This is a genomic window from Methanospirillum sp. (assembly GCF_028679455.1).
Taxonomy (GTDB): Archaea; Halobacteriota; Methanomicrobia; order Methanomicrobiales; family Methanospirillaceae; genus Methanospirillum.
Genome location: NZ_JAJRBM010000412.1, coordinates 1 through 6359, shown reverse-complemented (window position 1 = coordinate 6359; position 6359 = coordinate 1). Strand labels below are relative to the sequence as shown.

General features: G+C 44.6%; 4 protein-coding genes. 2 read left to right on the top strand and 2 right to left on the bottom strand.

Annotated elements, in window-relative coordinates; all coding sequences use genetic code 11:
- The coding region (locus LUQ50_RS14090; protein ID WP_300040759.1) for a sugar phosphate nucleotidyltransferase at window positions 1-998 on the top strand (998 nt) is incomplete at its 5' end.
- 19 nt (window positions 999-1017) lie between these two features.
- Here LUQ50_RS14090 and LUQ50_RS14085 read toward each other — a convergent pair.
- Entirely contained in the window at window positions 1018-3507 is a 2490-nt protein-coding gene (locus LUQ50_RS14085; RefSeq protein ID WP_300040757.1) for an oligosaccharyl transferase, archaeosortase A system-associated, read from the bottom strand.
- Between the two features lie 181 nt (window positions 3508-3688).
- Here LUQ50_RS14085 and LUQ50_RS14080 point away from each other — a divergent pair, with 181 nt between their 5' ends.
- Window positions 3689-4837 (top strand): glycosyltransferase family 2 protein, encoded by a 1149-nt coding sequence (locus LUQ50_RS14080; RefSeq protein WP_300040755.1) that lies wholly within the window; start codon window positions 3689-3691, stop codon window positions 4835-4837.
- Window positions 4838-4885: 48 nt separating this feature from the next.
- Here the strand turns inward: LUQ50_RS14080 and LUQ50_RS14075 are convergent.
- Window positions 4886-6359, bottom strand: a 1474-nt coding sequence (locus tag LUQ50_RS14075) for an ATP-binding protein (protein WP_300040753.1), incomplete at its 5' end; no start/stop codon positions are given.

Below are 6359 nucleotides of genomic sequence, written 5' to 3'. Positions count from 1 at the left end.
TTGATGATCAAGCTATTGATGAAATTCGTGAAGCAGTTGAGTTGGGAAGCGAATATCTGGTTACCTTCGGGGTATGCCCTGCTACTGCTCATACCGGGTACGGATATATTGCACCTGGAGAAAAAATAGGTCCTGGGTTTCGTGTCAGACAGTTTAAAGAAAAACCTGACAAGGTAACTGCAGAAACCTACGTCTGCAATGGGTATCTCTGGAACAGTGGGATGTTCCTCTTTTCTGTTTGGATTTTTCAGGAGGAGTTGAAGAAATACCAGCCGGAGATTGCAGATGCATTTGAATCAACGGATCTGATGTATCAAAATCTTCCCTCAATCTCGATCGATTATGGTCTTCTTGAGCTTTCTGATCGTGTTGTTACGGTCCCGCTCACTGCTGACTGGACCGATCTCGGAACTTTTGCAGCATGGTACGATGTTGCACAAAAAGACGAACACGCAAATGTCGGATTATATCAGGGAATTGGGTCATCTGGCAATTTTATCAGTACCGGAGATCGGGTTACAGCCCTGATTGGCATTCAGGATACCATCGTGGTTGATACTGAAGATGCCCTGCTTGTGTGCCGGCGTGATATGGCAGAACAGGTTGGGGATCTGGTGAAAGGACTCAAAAAGCAGGGGAATCCGATCACCGAATTTCATCGGACCGTATTCAGGCCATGGGGATCCTATACTCAACTCGAAGAAGTAGTCGGATATAAGATCAAACGCCTTAGTGTGAGCCCAGGGAAACGGCTCTCACTGCAACGACATCATCACCGATCAGAACACTGGGTAGTCGTTCACGGGACAGCAGATGTAGAACTGAATGGAGTTCACCAGTTTCTTCGCCCGGGAGAGTCTACCTATGTGCCGGCCGGGGTGATGCACCGGCTTGCAAACACTGGTAAGATCCCTCTTGAGGTTATTGAGGTCCAGATCGGTGAATATCTTGAAGAAGATGATATTGAACGGACCGCTGATGACTTTCAGCGGGTCTGATTTTTTCGTAAAAAAAAGTTCAAATTTTTTGTAAGATCTGCTCTTCGGCAACCTCATATGTTTCTCCGGTCTGGATGTTCCGATAAGGTCCGAGCGCATGTACGCCGGTTCCATCTGTTTTTGTTGAGTATGGAACCGTGAATGTTCCATTCACACTCTCCTGCCGGTATGTAAATTTCCTACCCTGATTCGATACTAACGGGAGTTCAATTGTGCCGGTTCCGGTTATCTGATACCCTGGTACCCGCTCGAATATCTTTACATTATGCATCTCTGCATATTCATCTGAAGCAGTCACGGTTGGAGATTCGTACACCAGGCGATAATGGGTGAGGGCCGGGATCTTCGTGATCGGATGTGTATACTGGATGGACACGAGATCCGTTCCCGGAGTCAGTGGTTCTGATGCCATCTTATCAGCCTGATCAGGGGTAAGCTGGTTTATCTGATTTACCACCGGAATCTTCTGCCCTCCTGTCTGTTTCTCTCCGTACATAACAAGATTCGCGCCTGAGCTGTTTGTTTCTGTACCATCAAAGGTATAAAGCCGTGAAACCATGGATTTGAAGAAATCAGGCTTCAGGGTAAGTACCGGATCATACTGATTCGGGTTATTTTTTGATTGCTGATAGTAATATTTCTGATAGGTATCACGTGCATTTTGTCCGAATGCCCAGAGAGGCAGAGACGGGTATTTACTGTTTATCGTTTCATAGTCAATGATAATATATCGCGCTCTGTTTTGTTCTGCAAGACCATCCGCCGTTTTTTCATCGGTTGAAATCAGGAATTGGGCTACCGGCCCTACGTTATTCTGGAAGGGAGTCGTGATTGGTATCCGTTTTCCAAGATAGGTGATCCAGTGTCCATAATCCCACCAGGATAATATACCGTATGAAGTATTCGGGTATGAAAATCCTTCTTTCGTGTAGATCTTCTGATCATCGATACCGGTATCTGGTGAATTTTTCTCAAGCCAGGTCAGCGCATCACCCCAGTCATCATTCATTCCGATCATCTGGAGTTGTTCGGTAGCAACTACCCAGGTGATCTGTGCTGACAGGGCAGTAATTATGAGAATTAGTATGCTGACCGCAAGTAGCGGTATATTTTTTTGAATTATAGAGATACCAGCCTGTCCAGGTTTTGTATTCCTGCTTTTAACTATCCCTTTGGATGTGGATGACTGAAATTCGATGAGGAAATCATACAAAGATATCAGAGCAATGGATGAAAAAAGAACCACGATAACTGCAGCATAATACTCATACCTCAGGTGAAGGATTGTTGAGAGAAGAATTACAAACGCCCATGTGAGAATTAATAGTTTTTTTGCGTCATATTGTTTCACGACCTGGTACCCGGTGATGACGAGTCCTGCAGCCATGATAAGCAGGGCAATGTTAAATGAATGATATGCCCGGGTCAGATCCCACATCTGCATCTCATTAATGAACGTATCTTTGTATGAGAAGAAGAAAAAGTAGGTGAAACCCTCGGTAATCTTCTGGGTGATCGCGGGAAGGAATAGGGAAGCGATAACAAAGAAAGCTGCAGGGATCCCTAGTATCATACCTGTCGTTATGAGGGCAGATTTTTTGTGCGTATAATGAATGACCGCAGTGAGAAAGAGAGGTTCAAGGATGAATAATAATGCGAGGATGATATGAATCAGAGAATATTGCGGCAGACTCATGCTTTCGCTGTGTATTCCGGTGAAGGTGAAAAGAAGAATGAAAATGCCAAATATTATTCCGTGAGCGCCGGTAAGGAGTCTGAGTGATGCCTCATCCCGTGTGAAGATTCCATGAAGTCCGCAAAAAATTCCCACAATTCCTGCAAAGAGAAACATTGTCGGAATATTCATGATTCCCAGGTAATACACGAGACCTGCCAGGACGGAAAACAATACGAACTTTTTAGGCAACCCGGATTTCTCTTCACTGGTTTTTTTGCTCTCCCGGATGATCAATAGATAGAACAGAATAAACGCAGTTGAGAACAGAGTCTCCATGAAATGGTGATCGAGGTATCCAAAAAAGGAGCGGTACAGATACTCCCCGGCAATTACTGATGTCAGACAGGCAGCGATAACTCCGGTCTTCCAGTCTACCATAATCTTCCCTATGGTATAGAGAATGGGAATCATGGAAAGAGAGAGTATCGGGGGTATCCATGATGCCACGGTCATGATATCAGTTCTGGTAGTTGCACCGAGAAGAATTGCGATTCCTGCGGTAACCATGGGATAGAGAGGGCCCCAGTCATTATCCTTTCCAACCGGAAATCCATTCATCGGATCAAACCAGGGATACGATGGGAAATTTGAAGTGATCACTTCAATGAGTCTCAGGTTATACCAGGAATCCATAAAAATGACTTTTTGAACTGGGCCGCTGGTTAACTGCTCCATGGGAAGAAGGCGGAGCCAGAGACCAAATAGTGCAAAAATCAGTATTACTGCCACTATCAGGATGGTTTCTTTCTGTCTGAACCGGGTGAAGTCCATGGTAATTCCACGGAATGGTTGCACCGACTGGGTGAAATAGGTATCAGCATTGTGGTCCGGTGATATTCAGAATAACTAATACTGCCGGGGGAGAGAACTATACTGACTATCTTGTACCTGTTCGATAGGGTGTCAGATAATCCTCCATTTTGGAGGATACACAAGAGGAGTAATCCATTTCATGAATCCGGATGTTTCGGTTGTTGTTCCTGCCTTAAATGAAGAGAAGACTATTGGTGCCTGTATTGAGCGAATCAAAGAAGGATGTACTTCTGCGGGGCTTTCATATGAGATCATTATTGCAGATTCCTCAACTGATCGAACTCCGATAATTGCGTCTGAAATGGGTGCCAGGGTGATCCATCCGGAAAAGCGAGGGTATGGCAATGCATATCTTGCCGGCTTTTCGTATGCGACTGGTAGGATTTTGGTAATCGGCGATGCGGATAATACCTATGATTTTAGGATAATCCCTGAAATGATTCGCCCGATTCAGCAGGGAGAGGCTGATATGGTAATCGGATCCCGGATGTCCGGGGTTATTCTTCCCGGTGCTATGCCGGCCCTTCATCAATATCTCGGAAATCCTCTGCTCACTCTGTTATTGAATCTCGCATTTAAAACCCATTTTTCCGACTGCCATAGTGGGTTCCGGGCAATCAGCAGAGAAGCCCTCTCACGATTATCTCTTCATACCGGGGGGATGGAATTTGCATCAGAGATGATGATAGAGGCGGGAAAAATGAACCTTCGGGTAACTGAGATTCCGATTACGTATTATCCCCGTCAGAGTCCATCCAATCTTCATAGTTTTGCAGATGGGTGGCGGCATTTCAGGTTTATCATGCTGGAAAAGCCCCTTCCGTTTCTAGCTATTCCCGGAGGGTTGTTTGCAGTATTCGGCCTGTTTATGATGGGTTTTGTCCTCCTGAATGCTCACGGAGGTGGGTCCGGATTCCACTCATTTATCCTTGGTGTTGTATTCCTGACCGGAGGAATGCAATTGGCGATGATGGGGATCACGTTGAAGGCGTTTGCGGTCACGAATGGATTCGATGTCTGTGGACGATGGTTTCGGCCAATGCTACGTTACCGGACACTTGAGTACCTCCTGTTTGGCGGAGGTCTCCTCATGATCCTGGGTTTTATTAACGGAATCAGCATTCTGTCTGACTGGATTCAGCGTTCATTTGGTGAGTTGTCACAAGTTCTCAATGCGCTGATAACTCTCTGCAGTATCATCCTGGGACTCCAGATGGTGTTTACTGCAATTCTGGTAAGTATGATGTTGTTGAAATGTGATCGGGAAGGCTGTGATGTATTTCCGTGAAGCAGCAGTAAAACTCAATTATTATCGCATTTTTATTGGAAACAGAATCTATTTTTCCATCTCAACGTTTACGATGTTTCGGGTTTTCGGATCGAAGATTATGCCGATCTCATGCACAGGCAGTCCCTGTCCTTGATATTTATCTGCATATCCCTTTTCGTGCATCTGGACAAGCGGACTGACTTTTCCCAGTTTGGGCATATGTAATACCTTGAACTCAAACAACCATATTGCCTGTTTTGTTTTGACTGTTAAGTCAATTCTGCCATGATTTGTGGTATCTTCTGCCAGTAACTCATATCCGAGACTTGCAAACATGGTATAAAATACGCTTGCATAATATCCTTCAAACTCTGCAATCTTGTTCTTTCTGTACCAGTCATGAGGAATCGAAGCGAATAGTGCATAGAAAAAATTCTGAATGCCGGGTATATCATTTGCATCAAGTAGTTCATAGAGACGGTTCCGGTGTGACGGGAACGTTCTACCAATCAGGGCTTCTGAAAAAAGAGCATTTAATGAAGTTCTGACTTCAGTATTTGGAAACCCGAGAATACATACAAGACCCCTGACGGGATCTGACGACCAATTCTTTATCGTAAGGTACCCGCTTTGAAAGAGAAGTGTTTCCATCCTGATATATTCAGGATCAAAAGATCCCATTATTTCTTCACCGGCTATCAGTCCGTCATATTCTGCAGGCAGGCGCGGGTCTTTCTTCCAGAGTTTTATTAAAAATGAGGGTGTCCCAGTCTCAAACCAATAGGGCCTGAATACTCCCTGATCCAAAAATAAGAGGATATCAAATGGGTTGTACACAGATTCTCCGGTCCAGGAGTATCCGTTATACCATCTTGCGATGTCATTGATATCAAATCCGGTGAGTCTGTCCCCAAAAACACGAACCAAATCCTGGTGAGTATATCCACAGATTGCTGAATATCGTTTGTCTATGGTTATATCATTCAGGTTATTCAGCCCTGAAAAAATCCCGGTTTTTACAAACTTTGAGACTCCGGTGAAAAAAACAAACTTGAGATAGTTGTCAAGTGGCTTTATTGCACCATAAAAATCCTTTAACAGATCTCGCATTGTTGCTGCGAGCGACAGATCTTCCAGGTTATCAAGTATTGGCTTGTCATATTCATCAATCAGGATTACAACCCGGGTATTGCTTATTGCAGCGATTTGTGGGATAAGATAGAGTAATCGCTCACCTGGAGATCCGGTGGTTTTTGTGGTCGCGTATTTTTCTTCCCATTGGGTTAACAATCGTTCAAGTCTGCTCGTAAGATCTTCGGGTGTTCTCAGTGTTCCACCTGCAAAGTCCACCCTGAGAACCGGGTAAGTCTTTTCGAAATCCCATCCAGATTCAGGGGTTGTGAGGTATAGCCCGGTGAACAGATCCTTTCGACCTGAGAATGCACAATCAAGGGTGTCAATAAAAAGACTTTTTCCAAACCTGCGGGGCCGGGAGAGAAAAAAGTACTTGCCAGAGTTTACAATATGAGTTATATATTGA